18 protein-coding genes and 1 riboswitch are annotated in these 26124 nt (G+C 51.2%); of the genes, 4 read left to right on the top strand and 14 right to left on the bottom strand.

Translation table 11 applies throughout. The features are described from left to right. Positions 1–51 precede the first annotated feature (51 nt). The 11 genes from AC4IE7_RS02400 to AC4IE7_RS02350 form a co-directional block, all read right to left on the bottom strand. The gene (locus AC4IE7_RS02400) at positions 52–627 is read right to left on the bottom strand and encodes a hypothetical protein (protein WP_490775199.1); all 576 of its coding nucleotides are present in this window, start codon (positions 625–627) and stop codon (positions 52–54) included. A 680-nt stretch (positions 628–1307) separates the two neighbouring features. Further along, complete coding sequence (gene prpF, locus AC4IE7_RS02395; protein ID WP_490775198.1) at positions 1308–2486, bottom strand: 2-methylaconitate cis-trans isomerase PrpF; 1179 nt, start codon at positions 2484–2486, stop codon at positions 1308–1310. A gap of 49 nt (positions 2487–2535) precedes the next feature. After that, the gene (locus tag AC4IE7_RS02390) at positions 2536–2931 is read right to left on the bottom strand and encodes an endonuclease domain-containing protein (protein WP_490775197.1); all 396 of its coding nucleotides are present in this window, start codon (positions 2929–2931) and stop codon (positions 2536–2538) included. 411 nt (positions 2932–3342) lie between these two features. After that, entirely contained in the window at positions 3343–5934 is a 2592-nt protein-coding gene (acnD, locus tag AC4IE7_RS02385) for a Fe/S-dependent 2-methylisocitrate dehydratase AcnD (protein ID WP_490775196.1), read from the bottom strand. Between the two features lie 187 nt (positions 5935–6121). Continuing rightward, positions 6122–7276, bottom strand: a complete 1155-nt coding sequence (gene prpC / locus AC4IE7_RS02380) for a bifunctional 2-methylcitrate synthase/citrate synthase (RefSeq protein WP_490775195.1) — start codon at positions 7274–7276, stop codon at positions 6122–6124. Beyond that, positions 7276–8166, bottom strand: coding sequence for a methylisocitrate lyase (gene prpB / locus AC4IE7_RS02375; protein WP_490775194.1), 891 nt, complete (start codon positions 8164–8166; stop codon positions 7276–7278). Before prpB ends, prpC begins: the two co-directional genes overlap by 1 nt. Positions 8167–8645: 479 nt before the next feature. Further along, positions 8646–9335 (bottom strand): GntR family transcriptional regulator, encoded by a 690-nt coding sequence (locus AC4IE7_RS02370; RefSeq protein ID WP_490775193.1) that lies wholly within the window; start codon positions 9333–9335, stop codon positions 8646–8648. Between the two features lie 156 nt (positions 9336–9491). Then, positions 9492–11429, bottom strand: a complete 1938-nt coding sequence (locus AC4IE7_RS02365) for a propionyl-CoA synthetase (RefSeq protein ID WP_490775192.1) — start codon at positions 11427–11429, stop codon at positions 9492–9494. Between the two features lie 276 nt (positions 11430–11705). Next, entirely contained in the window at positions 11706–13361 is a 1656-nt protein-coding gene (locus tag AC4IE7_RS02360; protein ID WP_490775191.1) for a HAMP domain-containing methyl-accepting chemotaxis protein, read from the bottom strand. A gap of 393 nt (positions 13362–13754) precedes the next feature. Then, positions 13755–14333, bottom strand: a complete 579-nt coding sequence (locus AC4IE7_RS02355; RefSeq protein WP_490775190.1) for an isochorismatase family protein — start codon at positions 14331–14333, stop codon at positions 13755–13757. 109 nt (positions 14334–14442) lie between these two features. Continuing rightward, positions 14443–15111, bottom strand: a complete 669-nt coding sequence (locus AC4IE7_RS02350) for a protein-L-isoaspartate O-methyltransferase family protein (RefSeq protein WP_490775189.1) — start codon at positions 15109–15111, stop codon at positions 14443–14445. Positions 15112–15464: 353 nt separating this feature from the next. Further along, positions 15465–15566, top strand: a riboswitch (TPP riboswitch). Positions 15567–15601: 35 nt separating this feature from the next. Between AC4IE7_RS02350 and thiC the strand changes: the two genes are divergently transcribed. The 4 genes from thiC (at position 15602) to AC4IE7_RS02330 (ending at position 21177) form a co-directional block, all read left to right on the top strand. Continuing rightward, positions 15602–17491: a phosphomethylpyrimidine synthase ThiC gene (thiC, locus tag AC4IE7_RS02345; protein WP_490775188.1), complete on the top strand. Its 1890-nt coding sequence runs from the start codon at positions 15602–15604 to the stop codon at positions 17489–17491. Further along, positions 17488–18177 (top strand): 16S rRNA pseudouridine(516) synthase RsuA, encoded by a 690-nt coding sequence (gene rsuA, locus AC4IE7_RS02340; protein ID WP_490775187.1) that lies wholly within the window; start codon positions 17488–17490, stop codon positions 18175–18177. The genes thiC and rsuA overlap by 4 nt, the downstream gene beginning before the upstream one ends. Positions 18178–18491: 314 nt before the next feature. Continuing rightward, positions 18492–20615 (top strand): EAL domain-containing protein, encoded by a 2124-nt coding sequence (locus tag AC4IE7_RS02335; protein WP_490775186.1) that lies wholly within the window; start codon positions 18492–18494, stop codon positions 20613–20615. A gap of 334 nt (positions 20616–20949) precedes the next feature. Continuing rightward, positions 20950–21177: a hypothetical protein gene (locus AC4IE7_RS02330; protein ID WP_490775185.1), complete on the top strand. Its 228-nt coding sequence runs from the start codon at positions 20950–20952 to the stop codon at positions 21175–21177. A 95-nt stretch (positions 21178–21272) separates the two neighbouring features. Here AC4IE7_RS02330 and pdxA read toward each other — a convergent pair whose 3' ends face one another. The 3 genes from pdxA to AC4IE7_RS02315 are packed head-to-tail and all read right to left on the bottom strand — an operon-like array spanning position 21273 to position 25821. Further along, positions 21273–22271: a 4-hydroxythreonine-4-phosphate dehydrogenase PdxA gene (pdxA, locus tag AC4IE7_RS02325; RefSeq protein ID WP_490775184.1), complete on the bottom strand. Its 999-nt coding sequence runs from the start codon at positions 22269–22271 to the stop codon at positions 21273–21275. Further along, positions 22268–23578, bottom strand: coding sequence for a peptidylprolyl isomerase (locus AC4IE7_RS02320; RefSeq protein WP_490775183.1), 1311 nt, complete (start codon positions 23576–23578; stop codon positions 22268–22270). Before AC4IE7_RS02320 ends, pdxA begins: the two co-directional genes overlap by 4 nt. Beyond that, complete coding sequence (locus tag AC4IE7_RS02315; RefSeq protein ID WP_490775182.1) at positions 23578–25821, bottom strand: LPS-assembly protein LptD; 2244 nt, start codon at positions 25819–25821, stop codon at positions 23578–23580. The genes AC4IE7_RS02320 and AC4IE7_RS02315 overlap by 1 nt, the downstream gene beginning before the upstream one ends. Positions 25822–26124: the final 303 nt, after the last annotated feature.

The following is a 26124-nucleotide window of genomic DNA, read 5'->3' as shown; positions in this document are numbered from 1 at the left end:
TAAATCCAAAATTAGTAATGAAAGACAAGTAAGCGTTAGGTGATGGGTTAACTATTTGCAGGCAACAGTAATATAAGTAATATGAATTTTATAGCGAGTGCTTTGATTGTCTTTGCCGGCGAATATCAGTAGTTGTAATTCATCTTCAGGATAGTCCCTATAGTCAGCAGTAAATTCAAAACTATGCCTGCCTCTACCAAGATTCCTGGAATTTCCCTCTATGGCTTTCGCAGTGCCACTTCCTGAGTGTTTTATGACCATGACATAAAAGGGATATTCGCTCTCTAATTTTGTTCGAAAGATAGCATCATTTTCGAAGGTTATACGCTTGCTTATAGCCTTGTGTTTTGTGCCATATTTCGCTTGGTCCGGATATGTAGCACTGCCGGATGCGGGCCATATTTCTCCAATATTACAACTTGAGGCAAAAGTATGGAGTGGTATGAAGAGCAGGAAAAGAAGCGTAATGGCACTTAAAGTAGAGGCGTCAATTGATTTAATTAAATTGGATTGAGACTGGCAGCTATTTTTGTTAAATGGGGTCGTTGTATTGTTAATATCAATCCAGTTAATGTTCGATTTACTATCTGATTGGTTATTTTCTTTATTTACTAAAGATGGTTGCACTATTATCTACTCCAGAATGCAAAACCGACTTATAAATCAGTATTATCATGTAAAGATTGGGATTCTTGTCTTATATGGTAGACAGTGTCGAGTATGTTTGCTTATTAGTGAATTGACATGGGTCAAATGAATAACTATTAGAGGCATTTCATAAACCAATAATGAAATGTTAAAGCACTGCGATGGTGATAGGATTAAACGCAATATTTCAGACGATTGTATGGAGATGCGGGTAATCAAAACAGTGCGTTGCATAATATGCCCGATACTCTCTATGTTGGCTTATTATTTAACTTGCATCCATGCAGGCACCAGAATAGCAACTGGGAGAGTGGCTAATAAGAGTTTATCCAGCTGTCGCGATTTAACCCCAAAGTTAGTTAGGGAACAAGAGTGTTACCCTATCCCAGGAATTAAAGGAGTTGAGAGGTCAGTAGCTACTTTGAGTCTATCGCTTCCGTCCGGAATAATTCTGGGTGCAGCCTGCCGCACTATATTCAACTCAAAAAAAACACCTGATGAGCAAGCCTACATCCATCTACACAGACATGGGTGAGTTCAAGGAAAGCAAGAGGAATTCTGGTGAACCCATACCCTTATGGACGACAGGGTCGCACACAAACTGAGATCTTATTGAGTATACGTGATTTTGTGTAAGCCAATTTGGTGCTGTTCATCAATTACGGCAGTTCTCCAGGTATATGTACGCAGCCCTCCATTAAGATGCGCGCACTACGGCTCATGATGACTTTTTCAACAATCCAGTTGCCATTCTGCTGAAATGCGGCCGCTCCGACTTTTAGTGTACCGGAGGGGTGTCCGAAGGTAACCGATTCCCGCTCTCCGCCACCTGCAGCGAGATTGACCAGAGTGCCTGGGATTGCTGCTGCAGTACCAATGGCAACGGCGGCTGTTCCCATCATTGCGTGATGAAGTTTGCCCATTGAGAGGGCACGCACGTTGAGGTCGATGGCGCTTGCTTTGATCTCTTTACCACTTGAGGCGGCATAGCCGCCAGGTGGTGCGACAAAAGCCACTTTGGGAGTGTGTTGTCGCTTGGCTGCCTCTTCCAATTTTTCAATCAGCCCCATCTTGATTGCTCCATAGGCTCGAATGGTTTCGAAGCGCTCCAGCGCAGCAGGATCACCATTGATAACTTCCTGAAGCTCTGTGCCGCTGTAGCCAATCTCACCTGCATTGAGAAAGATGGTTGGTATGCCGGCATTGATCATGGTGGCTTTGAATGTGCCGATTCCGGGGACTTCCAGATCCTCCACCAGGTTGCCGGTGGGGAACATGGCTTCGGAGGGATCGACCGGACTCATGAATTCTATCTTTACTTCTGCAGCTGGAAAGGTAACACCATCGAGTTCGAAATCACCGGTCTCCTGTACCTGACCATCAGTAATGGGTACATGGGCGACTATGGTTTTTTTAATGTTCTTTTGCCAGATGCGCACAACCGCGATGCCGTTGTCGGGGATACGATCCTTCTCAACCAGTCCACTGGCGATGGCAAAAGAGCCTACCGCTGCAGTGAGATTGCCGCAGTTACCGCTCCAGTCGACGAAGGCTTTATCGATGGCAACCTGGCCGAAGAGGTAGTCCACGTCGTGATCCGGCTTTTCACTTTTTGACAGGATGACTGTTTTACTGGTACTGGAGGTAGCCCCTCCCATGCCGTCGGTCTGTTTGCCATAAGGATCCGGGCTGCCAATGACTCTTAACAGCAGTTTGTCTCGGGCTTCGCCGGGTACCTGGGCTGCCTCAGGCAGCTCTTGCAGATTGAAGAAGACGCCCTTACTGGTGCCGCCTCGCATATAGGTGGCAGGGATTTTAATTTGTGGTGCGTGAGCCATTGCTAAACCTTATGTCGATTGAGTTACTGTTGATCTCTTCGTTTTCATCTTATGTGTGGGAATCTATATCCACCATGAGCCTCCTGCCTGGTTTTCCCTCTCTCCCGCATGGGGAGAGGGGGGGTATGGCGGAGAAAATTGTGGTAAGGACGGATTCGGTTTGATTCATGATTTCATGGTTCCAGAAGCGTAGCAGTTGAAAACCCTGCTGGCGTAGCCAGGTGTCGCGCCGGTGATCTTTAGTGCTTTCATTGTGCTGGCCCCCATCGCATTCGATAATCAAACGGGCACCAAAATGGACGAAATCCACCACGTAAGGCCCAATGGGTTGTTGGCGACGGAATTTCTGACCGGAGAGTCGATGGGCTCGTAGCTGTTTCCATATGAGCCGCTCGGCGTCGGTCATGTTTTTGCGTAGTCCTTTTGCGAAGTTTCGTTGATCCATGTTGTTCTTCCTTGATCTGGTTTTTCCTTTGGTCGGAAGGGAGGTTTTCTCCCCCTCTCCCCCAGCCCCTCTCCCGCAAGGGGAGAGGGGAGTTGATATGGAGAAACGCTGTATATCCCTGCACATTATCCATGAGGTGTCCCTCTCTCCCTTTGTTCGGAAGAGAGGTTTTCTCCCCCTCTCCCCCAGCCCCTCTCCCGCAAGGGGAGAGGGGAGTTTGTATGGAGAAATGGTGTATGTTCCTGCACATTATCCATGAGGTGTCCCTTTTTCTCTTTGTAGGATAAGAGTATTGATGGGAAAGAATGCTGCATCTCCTTGCACACTATGCATGAGGTATCCCCCTCTCCCCTTGCGGGAGAGGGGTTAGGGGAGAGGGGGAGAAAACGGCCACACAGGGTGTGATCAACATCAAACTGTTCCCGACTGCAGAAAGTCCTGAGCAAATCGCTGCAGCACACCACCTGCACCGTAGACCGATACCTCTTCTGCTGTATCGAGGCGGCAGGTGACTGGAATCTCGAGGCGCTCGCCATTGCGCCGCTGCATCACTACAGTCAGGTCGGCCCTTGGGGTCGGTTCACCGATAACATCAAATGTCTCCGTACCGTCAATCGAGTAGGTCAGGCGGTCATCTCCCGCCTTGAACTCCAACGGCAACACGCCCATGCCCACCAGGTTGGTGCGGTGGATACGTTCGAAGCCTTCGGCCAGAATCGCTTCCACGCCAGCCAGACGAACTCCTTTCGCAGCCCAGTCTCTGGAGGAGCCTTGACCGTAGTCGGCGCCGGCTACGATGATCAGCGGCTGTTTGCGGGACATATAGGTTTCGATGGCTTCCCACATGCGCATTGGCTCACCCTCGGGTTCAAGACGGGCCAGTGAACCCTGGATGACCTCGTTTTGATCATCTCTGCACATCTCATTGAGCAGTTTGGGATTGGCAAAAGTGGCCCGTTGCGCTGTCAAGTGGTCTCCGCGATGGGTGGCGTAGGAGTTGAAGTCCTCTTCCGGTAGCCCCATTTTTTCCAGATACTCCCCCGCTGCACTACTGGAAAGGATGGCGTTGGATGGGGATAGGTGGTCGGTGGTGATGTTGTCACCCAGAACTGCCAGTGGACGCATACCACTGAGACTACGCTCTCCTGCCAGTGCCCCTTCCCAGTAAGGAGGGCGGCGTATGTAGGTGCTTTGAGGTCGCCAATCATAGAGGGGGCTCTCGGCCTGCTCCCGCTCACCCAGCTCGAACATGGGTTGGTAGATCTGTATGAACTGCTCCGGTTTTACCGACTGACTGACAATGGTGTCGATCTCTTCATCGCTGGGCCAGATATCGTTAAGGGTGATCGGGTTACCCTGTTTGTCGTGGCCAAGTGCATCCTTCTCTATATCGAAGCGCATGGTACCGGCAATAGCGTAGGCTACAACCAGGGGAGGGGAGGCGAGGAACGCCTGTTTTGCGTAGGGGTGAATCCGACCATCAAAGTTCCGGTTGCCGGAGAGCACCGCTGTTGCGTAGAGATCACGGTCGATGATCTCTTGCTGGATTTTTGGGTCGAGGGCGCCACTCATGCCATTACAGGTGGTGCAGGCATAAGCGACAATACCAAAGCCGAGTTGCTCCAGTTCCGTCAGCAGTCCTGAGGCTTCCAGGTAGAGTTTTGCCACTTTTGAGCCGGGGGCGAAAGAGGATTTGACCCAGGGCTTGCGAACCAGGCCCAGTTCGTTAGCCTTACGCGCCAGCAGTCCTGCCGCGACGACATTGCGGGGGTTGGAGGTGTTGGTACAGCTGGTGATCGCAGCGATGATGACGGCGCCGTCTGGCATCTCTCCAGGTCTCTCCTCCCAGTGGCCGGCAATGCCTCGCTCAGCCAGGGCTGAGGTTGGCAGACGGCGATGGGGGTTGGATGGCCCGGCCATGTTGCGTTCTACTGTGGAGAGATCGAATTCAATTACTCGTTCATACTCCACTTCCTGCAGCGCATCGCTCCAGAGACCTGTTGTCTTGGCATAGTTTTCAACCAGCGCCACCTGTTCTGCCTCACGGCCAGTCAGCTTCAGATAGGAGAGGGTCTGCTGGTCGATGTAGAAGAGGCCTGCAGAAGCACCGAACTCAGGGGTCATGTTGGAGATGGTGGCCCGATCACCAATGGTGAGGCTCTCGGTACCCTCACCAAAGAATTCAAGATAAGCAGAGACTACCCGTTGCTGACGCAGAAACTCGGTTAGCGCCAAAACAATATCTGTTGCAGTAATACCCGGCTGCCGTTGTCCGCTCAGTTTAACACCGACGATCTCAGGCAGGCGCATCATTGAAGCCCTGCCCAGCATGACATTCTCAGCCTCTAATCCGCCAACGCCGATGGCAATCACACCGAGTGCATCAACATGAGGCGTATGGCTGTCAGTGCCAACGCAGGTGTCGGGGAAGGCTACACCGTCCCGTGTCTGGATGACAGGTGACATCTTCTCAAGATTGATCTGATGCATGATGCCGTTACCGGCGGGAATCACATCGACATTGTCGAAAGCGGTTTTACACCATTCGATAAAGTGAAATCGATCCTCGTTACGGCGATCTTCGATGGCGCGGTTTTTTTCGAAAGCCTCCGGGTCGGACCCCGCATGTTCAACTGCCAGTGAGTGGTCGACAATAAGTTGTGTCGGCACCACTGGATTGACCTTGGCTGGATCACCACCCTTGTCGGCAATCGCATCCCGCAGGCCGGCCAGGTCGACCAGTGCTGTCTGGCCGAGGATATCGTGGCAGACTACCCGTGCCGGGTACCAGGGAAAATCCAGATCACGCTTGCGTTGTATGAGTTGCTTCAGGGCATCTGTCAGCAGGTCATGATCACATCGACGCACCAGCTGTTCCGCAAGCACCCTTGAAGTGTAGGGGAGCAGTTCGTATGCGCCGGGTTGGATTGCATTTACTGCCTCGCGGGTATCGAAATAGTCAAGGTCGCTGCCTGGTAGGGGTTTGCGGTAATCGGTGTTCATGATGATGTTTTCTCTTAAACCAAGCGGTAGTTTGGTGGGGTACGGCCCCACCCTACATTATGGATTACGCGGTGGAGGAGCAGAGTCTCACCCTACACTCCGGTCTCACGGTAGGGTGGGGCCATGCCCCACCACGGCGGGTTAGTGGTCAGTCAGAGTCATTCGACTCGAATAGCCTCTAGCTGTGCTATCCGCGCTCTTCAATAGATACGAACTTACGATTCTCCGGGCCGGTATAGTTAGCGGAAGGTCGGATAATCTTGCCGTCTTCGCGTTGCTCGATCACATGCGCACCCCAGCCACTGACACGAGAGATGACAAACAGGGGCGTGAACATATCGGTGGGTACACCCATCTGGTTATAGGAGACTGCAGAGAACCAATCCAGATTGGGGAACATCTTCTTGATCTCCCACATCACGGCTTCCAATCTGTCAGCAACACTGAACATGGTCATGTTGCCTGCCTCTTCAGAGAGACTTTTTGCTACACCCTTGATTACCTCGTTGCGAGGGTCTCCTACGGTGTAGACCGGATGACCGAAACCGATCACGATCTCTTTGCGCCCAACACGCTCGCGAATATCAGCTTCTGCCTCATCAGCAGTGTGGTAACGACTCTGGATGCGGAAGGCCTCCTCGTTGGCGCCGCCGTGCTTTGGGCCGCGCAGAGCGCCGATGGCGCCGGTGATGGCGGAGTACATATCGGAGTTGGTGCCGGCGATGACACGAGCGGCGAAGGTGGAAGCATTGAACTCATGCTCTGCATAGAGCACCAGCGAAGTGTGCATTGCACGAACCCAGCTCTGCTTAGGCTTCTCCCCGTGCAGAAGATGGAGAAAATGGCCACCGATGGAGTCATCATCGGTTTCTACCTCAATGCGTTTACCGTTGAACGCATAGTGATACCAGTAGAGCAGGGCAGACCCAAAGCTGGCCATCAGTTTGTCGATGATCTGGCGTGCCTCAGCGGCTGGATGACTCTCCTTCTCAGGTATGCAGCTACCCATTATCGAGCAGGCAGTACGCATCACATCCATCGGATGTGCAGAAGCGGGAATTGCCTCCAGTGCCTGCTTCAATGCCTGGGGCAGGCCTCGCATCGACTTTAGTTTGGCCTTGTAGGCAGCCAGTTCTGATGGGGTTGGCAGGGTACCGTGAATCAATAGATAGGCGATCTCTTCGAACTCTGCCTTTTCGGCGAAGTCGAGAATGTCGTAACCACGATAGTGCAGGTCATTTCCGGTACGTCCAACAGTACAGATGGCGGTGTTGCCTGCTGCAGTGCCGGAGAGTGCGACAGACTTCTTGGCCTTGGGGAGTATTTGATTGGGCTCGCTCATTAGGCGTTCTCCTCTGATACGAAAAGTTGATCTAACTTCTGTTCGAAATCGTGATAACCGAGATAATCGTAGAGATCAGCCCGACTCTGCATGGTGTCTACAACGTTCTTCTGAGTACCCTCTTTACGAAGGGTCTGATAGACATTAAGCGCAGCGGCGTTAGCCGCCCGAAAAGCACTCAAGGGATAGAGCGCGATACTGACACCTGCTCCAGCAAGCTCCTCAACTGTGAAGAGTGGTGTGGAGCCAAATTCAGTGATGTTAGCCAATACCGGTACCTTTACCGCATCGACAAATTCGCGATATTGAGAGAGTTCGGTCATAGCCTCGGGGAAGATCATATCGGCCCCGGCTTCGACACAGGCGCAGGCCCGGTCGATAGCGGACTGCATGCCCTCAACAGCAAGCGCATCGGTGCGCGCCATGACTACGAAGTCGTCGTCCAGTTTGGCATCCACTGCAGCCTTGATACGGTCGACCATTTCAGTCTGGGAAACAATGGCCTTGTTGGGACGATGCCCACAACGCTTCTGCTGCACCTGATCCTCCAGATGGACTGCGGCAGCACCAAACTTGTTCATGTCTCGGATGGTCCGGGCGATATTGAACGCTCCTCCCCAGCCGGTATCAATGTCGACTAAAACCGGCAACTCAGTGACTTCGGTTATACGACGCAGATCGGTGAGGACATCTTCCAAAGTGGTAATGCCGAGATCAGGAATGCCGCAGGAACCGGCGGCGACACCACCACCTGAGATGTAGAGAGAGCGATACCCTGAGGCCTCAGCGAGGCGGGCGTGGTAGGCATTGATCGCACCCACGCACTGCAGAGGTTTCTCCTGTTCAATGGCGGCCCTGAATTGGGCGCCAGGGTTCTGGTGTTGGGTCATTTCATATCCTCAAATTGATAAAAATGGTTTTGAGCGTTTTTAGTGTTCGCTATGCTCACTGTTCATTCGATCCCCTCACCCCGGCCCTCTCCCTGTGGGAAAGGGGATCTACTTAATAAAATTGGGCGCAAGTGGTCTTATTTGCTATTTCCCCAATCTCAAATGTGGCGATTCAGCCGATTCAAGATTTCCCTCTCCCCAAGGAGAGGGCCAGGGTGAGGGGATAAAAAGCAAATAAAAATTCATACCTTCTCCTGGCACGGTGCGGCAGGCCGCACCCTACATTTGGTATTTGTCCGTAGGGTGCGGCCCTGCCGCACCATTACCCACTCATCACTCATAACTTTTCCAGATGTTGCCGATTTAAGATTTCCCTCTCCCCCAGGGAGAGGGCCAGGGTGAGGGGATAAAAAGCAAATAAAAATTCATACCTTCTCCTGGCACGGTGCGGCCCTGCCGCACCATTACCCACTCATTACTCATAACTGTTCCAGAAAGACTGCCTCCACATTCCTGCGGGAAGAGCGGATATGCTGTCGCATCAACAGCTCAGCCATCTCAGCATCCCGGGCGGTGATGGCATTGATCAGGTAGTGATGCTCCTCATAGGCCTGTTGGGAGCGTTTGCTGCGCATGCCGAACTGATATCGGTACATGCGTAGCAGGTGGTAGAGGTCGTTGCATAACAGGGCGATCAGCTGATTGTTTTTACTGCCTTGAACAATGCGGTAGTGGAAGTCGAGATCCCCCTGTTTCTGGAAGTAGGCCTGGCCACGCTGTTCGGCTATCTGTTCACCATGCTGCTGCAGCAGGGTTTGCAACTCCTCGATCTCCATCTCTGTCATATTTTGTGCTGCCAGGCGGGCTGCCATGCCCTCCAATGCCTCTCGAAGTTGGAATATTTCGATCAGCTGCTCATACGAGAGGGTGACAACCCGTGCGCCCAGGTTAGGCTTGCGCTCGACCAGCTTTCGGGCCTCCAGTCTGGCGATGGCCTCTCTCAGGGAGCCTCGACTGACGCCGTGCTGGCGGGCCAGTTCAGGCTCACTGATCTTGCTGCCCTGGGGTATCTCCCCCTCGACGATAGCTCTCTGCAGGGCATCGAAAAGGCGATCTGTGAGGGTGATATTGATCGTATCAGCACCGTTTGTAGTCGATTGGTTTTGCATATGATTGCTCAAAGTGTCGACATAATTAGCTTATATATCTAAATAATGCCTAATATATAGACTATATTTTTAAATGTGTCGACACATTTTGTTTAAAAAAGTCTGTGGAGTGATAATTGAGCATGAGAATTTTCAGGCTCTCACTCCCAAATAAGGCTATTTGCCATAACCCATCTGCTGAAGAGATGAGGAGATTTCATCGAGGATTGCCGGGTCATCAATGGTCGCTGGCATTTTCCACTCATTCCCATCCGCAATCTTGACCATAGTGCCGCGCAGGATCTTTCCGGATCGGGTTTTTGGAAGACGATTGACGATTGAGATATGTTTGAAGGCTGCTACAGGCCCAATCTGATTGCGTACCAGTTTCACCAGTTCGCTGCACAGCTCATCCACAGGGCGATCCACACCGGTTTTCAAAACCACAAGACCGAGGGGTAGCTGACCCTTTAGCTGGTCGGCAACACCGATTACAGCACACTCCGCCACATCACTATGGCTGGCCAATACCTCCTCCATCTGACCGGTGGAGAGACGATGACCGGCAACATTGATGACATCGTCGGTTCGGCTCATGATCCAGAGATAGCCATCTTCATCTTTATAACCAGCATCGCCAGTCAGATAGTAGCCGGAGTGTGCCCGCAGATAGGCATCCACGAAACGCTGTTCATTGTTCCATAGCGTTGGCAGGCAGGCGGGGGGAAGGGGCTGCTTGATAACAATGTCGCCCATCTCGCCATCAGGCTTCTCTTGACCCTGTTCATCAAGAATTCGCACATCATAGCCAACCATTGCGACGGTCGGCGAGCCAGCTTTTACCGGTAGTGGCTCAATCCCCATGGGATTGGCTGCAATGGCCCAGCCGGTTTCGGTCTGCCACCAGTGATCGATGACAGGTTTTTCCAGCATGGTCTCTGCCCAGTGCAGGGTATCCGGATCACAACGTTCACCTGCAAGATAGAGTGTATCCATACAGCTGAGATCGTACTTGGACATGTAGGCGCCCTGAGGGTCTTCCTTTTTTATGGCGCGAAAAGCGGTGGGCGCAGTAAACAGGACTTTCACCTTGTATTCACTGATCACCCGCCAGAATGCGCCTGGATCGGGGGTTCCGACCGGTTTTCCCTCATAGATTACAGTGGTGCAACCCGCTAGTAGAGGCGCATAGACAATATAGCTGTGGCCAACCACCCATCCGACATCTGAAGCAGCCCAATAGACATCCCCTGGGTCGATGTTGTAGATGTTTTTCATAGACCAGAGCAGCGCAGCGGCATGTCCTCCGTTGTCTCTGACCACCCCTTTGGGTTGGCCCGTGGTACCGGAGGTGTAGAGGATATAGAGTGGATCGGTTGCCGCAACCGGGACGCAATCCGCCGGCTCTGCCTGGGCTAATGCTTGATCCCAATCAGAATCCCGCCCATCTTGCAGTTCTGCGGTCAGTTGAGGTCTCTGCTTGATGATGCAGGCATCCGGTTTATGTTGAGAAAGCTCGATCGCTTCATCCAGTAGAGGCTTGTAGGCCACCACGCGACTGGGTTCGATGCCGCAGGAGGCAGAAAGCACCATTTTTGGTTTCGAGTCGTCGATTCTTGTGGCCAGCTCTTTGGCTGCAAATCCACCAAACACCACTGAGTGTATTGCACCGATCCGGGCGCAGGCGAGCATTGCGATGGCGGCTTCAGGAATCATCGGCATATAGACGATAACCCGGTCACCTTTTTCTACGCCCCGGGCAGTTAGTGCCCCAGCCAGTCTGGCTACACGCTCGCGTAGTTCGTAGTAGGTGAAGGTTTGCTTCTGATTGGTAACAGGGCTGTCGTAGATCAATGCCAGCCGATCGCCATTGCCCGCATCGATATGTCGATCCAGGGCATTGAAGCAGGTATTGAGCTGACCGCCGACAAACCAGCGGGGTGAGGGTTGGGCGCTCTCATCCAGAACCTTGTCCCAAGGCTTATCCCAATGCAGTCCCTGGGCAACATCACCCCAGAAGGCTTGTGGGTCATCCAAGGAGTGTTTATAGATCTCAGCATATTTGGACATGTGACGGGTTCCTCTGGTGTCTGTTTGTCGATTATATGTCGACATAATTTGGTAATAACTGCCTCAAGGTCTCTAATATATAGCCAATGAATTGAAATATGTCGACACTTTGTGCCTAATACCGCTAAATTTATATGGATAAATCTGCTTTTTGAGTGGTAGAAGATCAGAGGTAAGGATCAACAGGGCTGTTGATGGCATGAACAGTTATGGGGATCTGCTGTGAGGCGGGCATAAGCAGGGCGACATGGTAGCGCCTGCCCGAGACACTGATGAGGGGATGCTCTGATCGAATGGATTCGATCAGAGCATCGGTTCAGTCTATACCTTGAAACGGTCGACCAGAGTCTTGAGTTGATCTGCCAACCTGGCCAGTTCATCGCTGGCCAGAGCGGTCTGTTGAGCACCTGATGCAGATTGTTCAGTCACAGAGTTGATACTGAGAATGCTGCGGTTAATCTCCTCGGTAACCGAACTCTGCTCTTCAGCAGCACTGGCTATCTGGGTATTCATTTCAGAGATGCGAGTCACTGCAGTGTTGATTTTCTGCAAAGCCTCTCCAGCTGATGCCGCCTGTTCAACACCGGTTTGAGTCATCTCCTTGCCATTTGACATAACCTTTACTGCATTGTCAGCGCCATGCTGGAGTTTACTGATCATCTCCTCGATCTCTTGAGTCGAGTCCTGGGTGCGTCCGGCCAGGGTTCTAACCTCATCAGCCACAACAGCAAATCCACGACCCTGCTCTCCGGCTCGTGCAGCCTCTATTGCAGCGTTGAGAGCCAGCAGGTTGGTCTGCTCGGCAATGCTTTTGATGACATCCAGGACACTTCCGATATTGCGGCTTTCATGCTCAAGTTCCTGAATTACTGTTGCCGCTTGTTCCACCTCTTTCGCCAGGTCGCCAATGCCTTCGATGACTTGATCGATGACCTCTCTGCCCTCGACAAAGGTGCTGTCTGCCTCTTTTGCTGCAGTTGCTGCATCGACCGCATTATGCGCCACCTCGTGTACGGTGGCACTCATCTGATTGATCGCCGTTGCAACCTGACTGGTTTCGGTCAGCTGCTTGTTGATGCCTTCAGTGGTCTGATTTGTGACTGAGGAGGTCTCTTCTGCCGCCGAGGCCAGTTGCACCACTGAGTCCTTGACCTGGTTCATGGCATCATGGAATTTCTCTGCCATTTGGTTGAATGAGACAGCGATGTGTCCGATCTCGTCTTTGCTGCTGTAGTCTATCCGGGCGTTCAACTCTCCATCCGCGAGCTGTTTCGCGGTCTTCTCAACCACACTGACGCCTCTGGAGATGCCGCTGATGGTGATGTAGGCCAGTGTCATACTGATCAATGCACCCAATACCAGGCTGGTAGTGATCAGGGTTATCATGCTGTGGTAAGACTGATCCGTCTCAGTGAAAGCGAGTTCAGCTTGATGCTCAACCGAGTCCAGTAGTTTTTTGGTTGTCACATTGATTTTATGCAGGGATGGATTGATGACCTTCAATAACACTTCATTGGCTTTATGGTATTCCCCCCCTTCAAGTAACTTAGTGGTGGCTTTCAGTCCTTCACTCTCATAGCGCTTTAGTTCTCTATTGAACTCATCGGCCAGTTGTTTTTCCTCACTTGTCAGGTGAGAAGCGATAAATTCCGCCCAGTGTTCGTCGACCGATTCTACATTTTTATCGACTTTCTGGATGTGCATGGATGGTGGGTGGTTATGCATGGCCGCAAAGGGTGAGCTGGGGTCATGCTGGAGTGACAGCAGAAGTTGTGCGCGACTGTCTTCTAGTTTTTCAAGAATTGTCGACAACAGATGCATATGTTCCATATCGGTGTGGTATAGCTCATCGATTGCATGGTCAGCCTGCTGCATACCCCTGAGTCCCAATAGTCCCACAAATAGCGAAACGAAGAGCAAAATGCCCACAAGAATATAGAGTCGTAGTTTGATGGGTAGGTTATTTAGAATTGACATCGAGATCACCAGAAATTGAGTGTTAAACTGACCTGACATTCGGAAAGCGCTCTCCGAATGGCTAATAGTTAGTCTTTTTCCTCAATATCCCTGAGTAGGAGAGGTTAATTCGAAGTCAGAAATCGCTGTGTATGATGAATATAGCGATGTTTAATTGGATAACTTGAGTCTCTTTTTCATAATAAATATGAATAATTGTTAACTTTAGCGGTGGTGCAGAAATGCAGAGTTGTGAGGGATAATTCAGAGTGAATTACCCAGGTTTACCAAACATACAGGTTATGCATCGAGGGGTGGCTGGATTGTGGGCGTCGAAAGTTGTTAGCAGTTAACGACTGATTCAGGGATCGGTGTACACTAGCCATACCCGATCCCGAATCAATCATTTGCGCCTCATCTGATTAACTGAGAAATCTCTTTGAATTTGGGGTGGGTTGCATCGCCCATCCATTCAAATATGACAGATTCCATATTGGTGATGTTGATACCGCCGCGACGCATGCGCATGATGGCGTTTTCACGGTGGACGGCCTTACGGGATGCGATGCCATCTTCCGCGACGAAGACCTGGTATCCCCACTGTTGTAGACCGGCCGCAGTTTGTAAGATACAGATGTGGGCCTCCAGGCCCACCATCACAATCTGTTTCCGCGCACCGTTTTCAGCCAGCTCCTCTTCGAATCCGGGGGCGGTACAGCAGGAGAAGGTCAGCTTATCTTTAGCCTTGGTGTGTGGGGGAAGGTGCTCGGTGATTTCAGAAAGTGTATTTCCCAATCCCTGCCCATAGTGTTCCGAGAGGATGATGGGAATGTCCAGCATACTGGCGGCTTTGCTCAGCTGGACGATGCTGGGGATCATCAGTGCCAGATCCTGATCAGGCATTGCCTTGGTCAGTCTCTCCTGGGTGTTGACAATCAATAGTTGACTGGTTGCTGCATGTGTCAGTGGTAATGTGCTCTTATTTATGCTCATGATATCCCTCTACTCGTCATAATAATTATATTTCCCACCCTGCTGCTTGGTTCCAATCAAAGGCAGCTAGGGCCTATTTGATTAGTGTTAACAGACCCTAGAGGAGGGGTTAGAACTCAAACTCCACCGGAGCGGGAGCATTCTCTAAAGCTGCTACTTCGGTTTCAAAAATGCTCTCTTCCTGGAATATCTTCTCTTCATGTCTTGTGATTAGGATGCACTGCATCACGGGTGGGACACCGATAACAACAAACATCCGTCCCCCGATAGCCAGCTGTTGACGAAATATTTCAACCTGCTTGCTGGTAGGCAGTGAGCCGGTAACAGCTATCGCGTCAAAGGGGCCTCCCTCCACGGGCTCTGCCAGGGCGTCACCTGTCAGCAGTGTTACATTTTGCAGGCCTTGCGCTTCGAGCTTGCCTGCCGCCGCATCGGTAAACTGCTGATGGATATCTATAGAGACAACCTCTTTGGCAAGGTTTGCCAGACAGGCGGTGAGATAGCCACTACCTGTCCCTATCTCCAGCACTCTGTTGTCAGGCTGTAGATCAAGAGCCTGCATCAGTCGACCTTCGATACGTGGGAACATCATCTTCTGTCCGTGACCGATCGGAACTTCTATATCTGCATAGGCAAGATCGTTGTAGGCCTCAGGTACAAATGCCTCTCTGGGCATGGTTTCCATTAGCGACAAGACGCTTGGGTCGATAACTTCCCATGGGCGGATCTGTTGTTCCACCATGTTGAAACGGGCTTTTTCGAAGAGGTTTGCCATCATTATAAATATCCTGAAATTTCTTATGGTTTAGTCTGGCAGACGCATTAGACTACGTTTTTTGACCCTTGCGGGCAAGATTCCAGAAGGAATAGCTCTCTACCGGGATAGGTAGTGGGTTCGGATTTAAATCCTTGTTTTTTATGGGATTTAGAGTTTTAAATGGTTGATGGTTTTAGTATTTATTTCAAGCTATCCTTCTAATATTTAAGGATAATTTTAAGCTTTAACCTATATTTTACTGGCTCGCTGATAATGGCTTTTCAACCTCTATGTTATGAATAGAGGATCCCCTCTCTGGCCGCACTTTTTCAGCCACGCTATAAAAAAGCCTGATTCAGGTTATACTCTTCCCAATCAAAGGCTAGGGGTGTCCGGTGTTTATATCCTGGACTGAGAAAGACCCTTAATCACCTGATCCGGATCATACCGGCGGAGGGAAGCTGAAACCTACTGAGGTCTACGCACTCTCTGCCTTAGCGAGGTTTCCTAAATGAGTGCCATTCCAGAAGATTTCATCAAAAAGACCGCCAGTCTGTCGGAGGAGGTAACTCGCCCCTTCTACAACTCACGCAAGATTTATGTTGAGGGTTCCCGACCCGATATCAGAGTGCCGATGCGTGAGATCAGCCAGGAAGAGACTTCTGCCAGTTTTGGTGCCGAGGAGAATCCGCCGATTCCGGTCTATGATACTTCAGGTCCATTTACCGACCCTGAGCAGCATATTGATCTGCTGCTTGGTATGCCGGATCTGCGCAGTGGCTGGATCGAAGAGCGCAATGACACTGAGTTGCTGAGCGGGCCAAGTTCTGAATTTGGTCAAGCTCGCCAGAACGATCCACAACTCTCCCATCTGCGATTCGAGCACATTCGAGCGCCTCGCCGTGCGAAAGCGGGCGGTAACGTAACTCAGATGCACTATGCTCGTCAGGGCGTTATCACTCCAGAGATGGAGTTCGTGGCGATACGCGAGAATTGCCGACTCCAGGAACTGCGTAATGATCCCCAATATGCAAAGCTGCTGCGACAGCACGCCGGGGAGAGTTTTGGGGCACAAATTCCAGATCAAGTGACCCCTGAGTTTGTACGTTCTGAATTGGCGGCTGGTCGAGCAATTATCCCTGCGAATATCAACCACCCTGAGCTTGAGCCGATGATCATCGGTCGTAACTTCAGGGTAAAGGTCAATACCAATATCGGTAACAGCGCCATCACCTCATCGATTGGTGAAGAGGTAGAGAAGATGGCCTGGTCGGCACGTTGGGGTGGGGACACTCTGATGGACCTCTCAACCGGTAATAACATCCATGAGACCCGTGAGTGGATACTGCGGAATGCACCAATGCCGATAGGTACTGTGCCCATCTATCAAGCCCTGGAAAAGGTTGATGGCAAGGCTGAAGAGTTAAGTTGGGAGATAATGCGTGACACCCTGATCGAGCAGGCTGAACAGGGGGTCGATTATTTCACCATCCATGCAGGGGTGCTGTTGCGATATGTACCTCTCACAGCCGAGCGGGTGACCGGTATTGTCTCCCGTGGCGGCTCGATCCTGGCCAAGTGGTGCCTGGCCCACCATCAGGAGAACTTCCTCTACACCCACTTTGTGGAGATCTGCGAGATCATGAAGGCCTATGATGTGGCGTTTTCCCTGGGTGATGGTTTACGTCCAGGTTGTCTGGCCGATGCCAATGATGCGGCGCAGTTCAGTGAGCTGGAGACACTGGGTGAGCTTACCAAAGTGGCTTGGGAACATGATGTCCAGGTCATGATCGAAGGGCCGGGCCATGTGCCGATGCAGATGATAAAGGAGAATATGGAGAAGGAGTTGCAGGACTGCTTTGAAGCGCCTTTCTATACCCTTGGTCCTCTGGTGACTGATATCTCTCCCGGCTATGACCACTTCAGTTCCGGTATCGGGGCGGCACAGATTGGCTGGTACGGTACCGCCATGCTCTGCTATGTCACACCGAAAGAGCATCTGGGTCTACCCAACAAGGAGGATGTAAGGGAGGGTATCATTACCTATAAAGTTGCTGCTCATGCTGCTGATTTGGCAAAGGGTTTTCCCGGTGCTCAGTTGCAAGATAATGCCATGTCCAAAGCCCGCTTCGAGTTTCGTTGGGAGGATCAGTTTGCTTTGAGTCTGGATCCTGAGAAGGCGATTGCTTTTCACGACGAAACCTTGCCTCATCAGGCGCATAAGGTGGCGCATTTCTGTTCCATGTGTGGACCCCACTTCTGTTCCATGAAGATTACTCAGGATGTGCGGGAGTATGCCAAGACCCTTGGTGTCACTGATGGAGAAGCACTTGAGCAAGGGATGCAGGAGAAGGCTGTCGAATTCAAAACCCAGGGAGGCAAGCTCTATAAAGAGCTATGAGGCTTGATCGATATATCAGTCAGGTCACTGAACTCAGTCGCTCCGAAGTACGTAGTGCTATCCGGGCTGGACGGGTCTCGGTCGATGGCTCAGCTATAGTACAACCTGCCCATCAGGTGGCTATAAGTGCCTCGGTATTGTTTGATGAGCAGATACTGGCTGCGCCGCTGCCTCGCTACTATATGCTGAACAAGCCGGCTGGCGTGGTGTGCGCCACCCAGGATCCCAGTCATCGAACTGTCCTTGATCTTTTGCCTCAGGTCAGATCTGACAAGCTGCATATTGCTGGGCGTCTTGATATCGATTCCACGGGCCTTGTTTTAATTACTGACGATGGTCAGTGGTCCCATCGTGTCACATCTCCGCTCAAGGCCTGTGGTAAAACCTACCGGGTTGAACTCAAATCTGCACTCAGCGATGCTGATGCGTTGCAGATTGAGCAGGGAGTGACCCTTCATCACGAGAAGAAGCCGACTCGTCCGGCAGTGCTACAGAAGCTGGGTGAGACTCATCTGCGCCTGACCATCACCGAGGGTAAGTACCACCAGGTTAAACGGATGTTTGCGGCAGTCGGCAACCGGGTAGTTGCCTTGCACCGGGAATCGATCGGTGCTTTGACTCTTGACGAACACCTTGATCCTGGAGCACATCGTCCACTGACCCCGGAAGAGGTTGATCTCTTTTAACCAGTCTGAAGACAAAAAAACCGTAGTTGCTTATCTGCTTAATTTCGCCTGGCAGTTAAAGTTATTCCTATGATCGGCCGACGATATTGTCGTAGTGTGCAAATAGCTAGGGCCTGTTAACACTATTCGACTCGGTTCTACTGTGACTAATTACTACATAAAACAGACCTAATGTTATCCAAGGTGGATGAATACCTGAAGCTGGTATCCTCATGGAAGAAGTGATTGGGGGGATGAGAATTAACTCATTAAATCTGGGTTTTTAACCTACTACACTTTTTCTATATCTTGGTGATTTTTTTTGGGTATCTATCGTGCGAGGTAAGGTTTCAGTAGCGACTGGTCATTGGTTGCAGCTCTCTGAAGATTCTATTTTGAATTTGCAGGAGGTAATCGATGCCTGTGATGTTGGTATCTGTTTGGTGGATGCCGGTAATCATGCTCTGATCTGGAACAACTGGTTGAACAGTCACTTTGGATTGTCTGATCGTAAAAGAGAAGCCCAGCCAATAGAAGATCTTTTTCCCTCCCTTGCCGGACCAAGATTTAATGACATGGTGAAGGCAGCAGTAGATCAATCGAAAGCGCATCAAAACAGTTCTCTCGAAAAGCAGTTTCAAACACCCCGTCATTTCTTCAAATTGGATATGTCACGTTTTATCCGGGTCAGCGTTCGTCCACTGGTAATGCATCCAGGATATTGTCTGGTGCAGATCAATGAAGTGAATGCTGAGCAGAAGGAACTGGATCCACTGAATAGCAACAGACTCTCTAAATACAGTACCCGTGCCATTCTCTCCTCCGTGGAAGATGCGGTTATTTTGTTGGCTGCGAATGGCAGGGTTGAATTCGTCAATCTGGCTGCGGAGAGTATGACGGGCTTTCAAAGCAATCAGATCGCAGGGCGCTCTTTGACAGATGTTTACCAGGTTTACGATGAGTCAGCTCACTCCAGCGAAATGCTTGGTCTGAAGCAGATTCTGGCCGATCAGTGCCGTCAATTGGTATTGACCCATCGTGAAGGGTTGAGTATCCCCATTCAACAGACGATTACCCGCCTGAAGGCTGATGATGGCACTCTGGATGGTATCGTTGTGGTGTTCAAGGATACCAGTCAGTCGCGGAAACTGGCGGCCCAGTTGAGCTGGCAGGCAAGTCATGATCCGGTAACCCGGCTCTATAATCGCGCCGAATTTGATCGGCGACTATCACACCTTCTTGAAGAGACTGTGTTTGATGAGGAGAGACACTGTCTGCTCTACCTGGATATTGATCGCTTTATTGTGGTTAACGACAATTGTGGCTATGCAGCTGGTGATGAGCTTCTGCGTCAACTGGCAGCACTGATAAAGCGCTCTATACGTAACAGTGATCTACTTGCCCGTTTGGGCGGAGATGAGTTTGCAATCCTGCTTAGCCAATGTACCGTTGAAGCAGCTGAAACCATTGCTGAGAAAATACGCAGGGCTGTGCATGGTTTCCGTTTCGCGTGGGCTGGCAAGACCTATGCCCAGAGCATAAGTATCGGCATGATTCCCATTGATAATCACAGTCAGAGTGTTGAACAGATACTCGGATTTGCAGATATTGCCTGTCAGACTGCGAAAGAGGAGGGGCGTAACAAAATCCATATCTATGATTCGGTGGACAGCCCTGCTGCCAAACGCCATGGCGAGGCGCAGTGGGTAACCCGCATCAGAACTGCCTTGGAGGATGACCACTTCACCCTCTATGTTCAGCCGATTTCTTCGGTTACCTCAGGCGATGAGAAACGGGAGCATGTGGAGGTACTGATCCGACTGCTGGATGAAGAGTCGGGAATAGTCCCACCTGGCGCCTTTATACCCGCTGCTGAGCGCTTTGGTTTGATGCCTGCAATAGATCGCTGGGTAATCGATCAGGTCACCCGCTTTATCATTTGCAATCGTGCAGTTTGTCTGGCATCAGGGCGACGTTTCTTCGTTAATCTCTCGGGCCTCTCTGTGTGTGATGATGAGTTTTTAAAGTGGATACTAGAGACAATACAAGAGCACGATATCCCGGCAGGCATGCTCTGCTTTGAGGTTACTGAAACTGCAGCTATCTCCAATTTGACCTCTGCCGAACATTTTATGCGGACCCTGCAACGTTATGGTTGCGAATTCGCCCTGGATGACTTTGGCAGTGGTCTCTCCTCTTTCGGTTATCTGAAGCATCTGCCGGTGGAGTATCTGAAGATAGATGGCGCCTTTGTCAAAGAGATGCTCGACAATCAGATAGACGACTCCATGGTGGATGCTATTAATCGAATTGGTCATATCATGGGGCTGGAGACCATCGCAGAGTTTGTCGAGAACTCTGAAATCCATGAACGCCTCAGAGAGATTGGCGTGGATTTTGTTCAGGGTTACGGCATCTGCAGGCCCTTTCCAATAGATCAACTGCTGAGTAGCCGTTAGTTTTTTTATCGAAGAAGTTATGATGAATCGTAGGGTGCGGCCCTGCCGCACCATGTACAGCTGAAACCAAACCACCTAACGAGTCGGTGTAGCAATCCGGGAAGATTGGTGCAGTGTTCTCCCGGATTCCGCTTCACTTCATCCAGGCTACGGGTTGCTGTATTCAACGAGTACAGTGAATCGCCGGGGGACAAAACTGAATCGTGATGACTCCCGAAACAAATTCACCTGTAGGGTGCGGCCCTGCCGCACCATGTCCAACTGAAACCAAAAACACCTAACGAGTCGGTGTAAAAACGCTGCTGGTAATTGACAAACAATCTGGGTTTTTTTAGTGAATGCTCACCCTGATGGTGCGGCAGGGCCGCACCCTACGATTCATCATGGCTTTGAGTGGAACATCAACAAAATCGCCAAGATCGAAAAGCAAGGTAGCCTGGATGGAGTGAAGCGGAATCCGGGAAGATTGGTGCAGTGTTCTCCCGGATTCCGTTGCACTTCATCCAGGCTACGGGCTGCTGTATTCAACGAGGAGAGTGATTCGCCGGGGGGGCGAAACTGAATCGTGATGGCTCCCGAAATAAATTGATCTGTAGGGTGCGGCCCTGCCGCACCATCAGGGAGAGAATTCTCCAAAATTGCAGAAGCACATAGCAATCACAGCTCAGCCTTGAGCCTGCTTCTCGCCATGGTGTCGGCAACCTTCACTGCATAGATCAAACTTCCAAGATCAGCCTGGTCTGTTCCCGCCAGGGGTAGTGCCGTGCCATGATCTACTGATGTGCGGATGATCGGCAGTCCCAAAGTGATGTTGACCGCATGGCCGAAACCGATATGTTTCAGAACAGGTAGGCCCTGGTCGTGGAACATCGCCAGCACAGCATCGGCCTGCTGAAGGTGGATCGGTGTGAACAGCGTATCGGCAGGTAGAGGCCCGATCAGTTGCATGCCCTGACTGTTGAGTTCTGCCAATACAGGTTCGATCACCTCGATCTCCTCCCGTCCAAGATGGCCCTGTTCCCCTGCGTGAGGATTGAGTCCGCATACCAGGATTCGAGGTTGTTTGATGCCAAAGCACTGCTGTAGGTCGTTATGCAGAATGGTGGCGACTCTGCGCAGACGCTCTTTGGTGATTGCTTGACTGACATCCTTGAGTGGTAGGTGAGTGGTTGCCAGTGCAACTCGTAGCTCCGGTGTCGCAAGCATCATTACCGGGTGGGCATTGTCACACAAGCCGGAAAGATACTCAGTATGACCGGTAAAAGAGAGACCGGCATCGTTGATCACCCCTTTATGCACCGGGCCGGTAACCATGCCATTGAAATCCCCATTGAGGCAACCTTCGGTAGCGCGCTTCAGGGTTTCAATGACATAGGCTGCATTGTCCGGATTGAGCTTGCCACAGCGCACCTCATTTTGTAGTGACGCCGGCAGATAACGCAGTTGTCCTGGGGGTAGTGGCGAGGGCGGCTGATCTGCTTCAAACGGATGCAGTTTCAGTTCCATTCCCAGGCGTTCCGCCCTCAGCTGCAACAAGTGAGGGTCAGCAATAGCGATAATTTCTGTTTCCGGATAGGGCCGCTGGGCCAGCATGACGCAAATATCCGGTCCAATACCGGCGGGTTCGCCGGGAGTAAGTGCAAGACGTGTTATCAAGGGGTATTCAACTCTTCCAATAGTACTTCAACATAAGCCTCGTCACGCAGGCGACGCAGCCATAGCTCAATAGCCTCTTCCGATTTCTGCTTCTGGATTTCCTGCCGCGCTTTGTTCTTAATAACCTCTTCAGTACTGTCGTGCTGGCGTCGTTCCAGAGGCTGTACGATGTGCCAGCCAAACTGAGATTTAAAGGGCTCACTGATCTGATTCAGCTCCAGGGCATTCATCTGTTCCTCAAATTGAGCAACCAGGTCACCAGGATTTGTCCATCCCAGGTCACCCCCTTTTATAGCCGAAGCCTTATCATCTGAGTGTGACCTGGCCAGGGTTTCGAATAAATCTCCATTGATGATTCGGTCTCTAAGGGTTTCAAGACGCTGACGGGCTTCGTCATCAGAGACGATTTCATTGGTGTTGATCAGAATATGCCGGGCATGAGTCTGATTAATGATCATTTTCTGGCCGCCTTTCACCTCAGCCAGTTTTACAATATGAAAACCTGATGCATTCCGAATCGGTTCGCTGATACTGCCGCTATCCATTTCGTCGACTACGCTGGTGAAGAGGCTGGGTATGCGGGAGGTCTCCACCCATCCGAGGTCACCCCCTTCCAGGGCCTGTCGGCCATCAGAGTATCGTATCGCCAATTCGTTGAAATCAGCACCTTGTGTAAGTTGTTCGTGGATCTCGGATGCCTGCTTCTTGGCTTGTTGGACATCCTGCGGGGAAGCGCCTTCCGGTGTAGCAATAAGGATGTGAAAAAGTCGAACCGCGGTTCGCTGACGGCTGGAACCCATCTCCCGGGCAAGAAAGTTCTTAATATCCTGCTCAGTAATATTGATGCGATTGATCACCTCTTTCTGTTTCAGGCGGTTGATCAGGATGTCTTCCCGCAGCTGCTCTCTGAACAGGGGGAATCTGATGCCATCCGCTTCCAGGGTCTCACGAAGCTGCAGCAGTGTGATTTTGTTGGTTTCAGCGATATTGGAAATGGCCTTGGTCACCGTAGCATCATCCACTCTCAGGCCCAGTCGATCAGCGGCCTGCAGCTGCAGGCGCTTGGCAATCATACGCTCCAGAATCTGCTCCTGAAGAATCTGCATGGGGGGCAGGTTGGTGGGCTTTTGTGTCATTTGCGCCAACATTTCCCGGGTCTTATTGTCGAGTTCGCTCTTCGCGATGACGTCATCATTGACTATCGCCACAATGTAATCCAACTCTTTTACAGCCGAGAGTGAAGCGCTACTGGTGATCAGCAGGCTTAACAGTATAAACAGGGAGACAAGTGGGTATCGTTTAGTCATTAATATCGCTCAGGCTGGAAACCGTAAATAGACTGTTGCAGCTCCTGATCAGCCGATTGGCCAAGTGCACCGAGGCCTCGCAACTCAAGTTGCAACATAAAACGCGTCTCCTCTTCTTCATCTTTATCCTCATTTGCCACATAACGCTGATAGAAGGTTCTGAGTTTCCAGCAGCAGCGGCCACCATACTCGAAACCCACTATTCTATTCATATTCCTTTCATAAAGGTATGAGTGCTTCCATTTTCCGAACAAACTGAGTTTATGGCCAAATGGCCAATAGGCAGAAATATCCAGATCCTCGATAGAATTTCGTTTGAAATTGTAATCAATATTGAACAGCTCTTGCTCATCGGAGTGGTAGCGCAGGGTGAATCGGCCCTTATCGATATTCTCCTCTTCCAGATGAGGATTTCTACGAACACTCAGGGTGGTTTGCCAGGCTCTACCAAAGTGGGCTGCCAATTCAGCCACAACAGCGGATGATGGGTCATCCTCAACCGACCCAGTGAGTTGTACCTCTCTCTCCTCGGAGTAGTAGATCTGACCAATACTGGCACGTAATCGTTCCTGACCATTATCTGCTTGAAACCAGCGGGTAGTCACTCCGAAGGCGATTTGATTGGCATCGCCGAAGCGATCACTTCCGGTAAAACGATTTTCTTTAAACAGATTGGTGAATTTAAGATCCAGGTCGGCGGTATCGAAATCGGGTATAGCTGATTGATCCTCATAAGGGGCATACAGATAGTAGAGTCGGGGTTCCAGTGTCTGGTAGGCTGAATCGCCAAACCAGGAGGTCTCCCGCTCAAAAACCAGTCCGCTGTCGAGGCTGAAGGCGGGTACGAAGTAGTCTGGTTTGGCCTCTTCTGTTGCAGAGTCCCTTTCGAGATCGTAACTGGCGTAATTCAGGCTCACGCTGGGGATCAGGTGTCCCCAGCTGCGCCTTAGCGGCAAGCTGATGTTTGGACGTAGAATCAAGCGTTGACCATTGGTCAGGCTGTCGTGTTTGAAATGGGTATACTCCCCTGTGAAACCGAGTTGAAGTCCAAACGGATTGGAGAAGTTGGAATAACTGGTATGAAACTGAGGCAGGCGGCGATAGGGACGGTTGCTTTCACTCAATGTCTCATCAATGGTCTGGAAGCTCTGTACCCGGCTCAGGAAACGCCAGTCATTGAAGCGATAGCGAATCTCTCCGACCCGTTCTAAATTTCGGGTACTGGTGATGGCCAGTCCTGTACCGAAATCGTCGAGATAGTCACTGTCACTTACCGCATTGGTTTCAATGCGGGTGGTCAAACCACGCATCGGACGACTGGCATGATAAAAGCGCAGTGCCCGCCGCTCCTGGCCATGTTCCGAGCTCTCCAGCTGATCATTGGGTAGAAGCTCGCCACTGATTTCAGTTCGCTGTCTGTCACCCAGATAGCGCAATTCAGCACCCATCATAAGACCCCGCTTACTCATCCAGCGTGGCGTCAGGGTGGCATCATAGTTGGGTGCGAGATTGAAATAGTAGGGGGTCGAGAGTTCACTCCCCAGACGATTGGATGAGCCGACGGAGGGGACAAGAAACCCCGTTTTTCTTCTATCATCCACTGGAAAGGTGAAGTAGGGCAGGTAGAGAATCGGTATCCCCCCCAAACGCAATCGTGCATGTTTGGCGCTTCCCCAGCCCTCGGCCATATCTATCTCCAGCTCTGAAGCGGCCAGACTCCAATCATCTCTTCCTGGAGGGCAGGTGGTGTAGGTTACACTCTGATATCTCGACTGCTGCTTGCTGAGAAGATCTATTTTTTCAGCATATCCACGGGCGTTGGCTGTTGTGAGCCTAAATTCCGTATCACTCAACCAGCCACGGTCATTGTCCAGCTCGAGATATCCCTGGTTGGCGCTCATCAACAATCCAGGTTGCTGCAGGTAGAGGTTGCCGAATAGCTCAGCAGCACGACGGCTCTCCCAATAGGTTAAACGATCCGCCTCTGCATAACCGTCGAGACGCCAGAGTTTAACGGCGCCATTTAATTCGCTTTGCCCCCTGTTTTGATCATGAACCATCCAGTCTGCATGAATCTGAATTGGCTCCATAGGCAGGGGTCTTGGGGGAGTGTCAGGGTCATTCAGTTGGTTTTCCGGATCGCAATAGTCCCAGTTGACCCCTTGCTCCAGCCTGGTCGATTCCGCGGCAACCGACAGTGCAGACCAAAGCAGTAGCAGTTGCAATAGATGAGGTTTAAACATTAAGTGGCTTGGGCCTGTGAACACGAATCCAATAGACTCTGCCGGGAGAGAAGCTCCTCTCCAGTCGGGCAGAATCAGCAAATGATAACCTAGTGTGGTGTAACGTATAAACTGTACCAATCAGAGGCCCGTCAATGCCTCAAGACCAGGCGCAGCGCGCAGGCAATGGCAGCGTCCTTGTCAAGCGCAGCAACGCAGGATTGAGGCATTGACGGACCTCCCTTCGGGCGAGACGCTAAGCCGTCATCTGCGTCGTTGCGTGGCTTGGAAAGGGCGCGCCATTCCCGGCGCCACGCGCCTAGC

Source organism: Candidatus Thiodiazotropha sp. AKAK3 (assembly GCF_058244645.1).
Note: the sequence above shows the minus strand (reverse complement) of the source record. Positions and strands in the feature narration are given on the sequence as shown.